Genomic DNA, 263 nt, shown 5'->3' on the forward strand with positions numbered 1-263 from the left:
GGCACCGACGCGGGCACCGCGCCCTCCGCCCTCGGCACGGGTGAGCGCCTCGACGCGGTTGTCCTCGCCCTCGCCGGGCTGCGCCGCATCGGCCTCGACGCCCACGCCACCGACGTACTCGACCCCACCATCATGATGCCCGCCCCCTCGCAGGGCGCCCTCGCCATCGAAACGCGCGATGAGTTGGACCCCCTCCTACGCGCCCTCCTGGGCACCCTCAACCATCGGCCGACCGCGCTCGCGGCCAGCGCCGAGCGCGCCGT

The 263-nt window shown here is 75.7% G+C and carries 1 pseudogene; it reads left to right on the forward strand.

The annotated features are described in order from the left end of the window. Positions 1–263, forward strand: a pseudogene (locus QP415_RS12015) (hydroxymethylbilane synthase); the annotation flags it as partial.

Source organism: Pauljensenia sp. UMB3104 (assembly GCF_030217285.1).
GTDB lineage: Bacteria > Actinomycetota > Actinomycetes > Actinomycetales > Actinomycetaceae > Pauljensenia.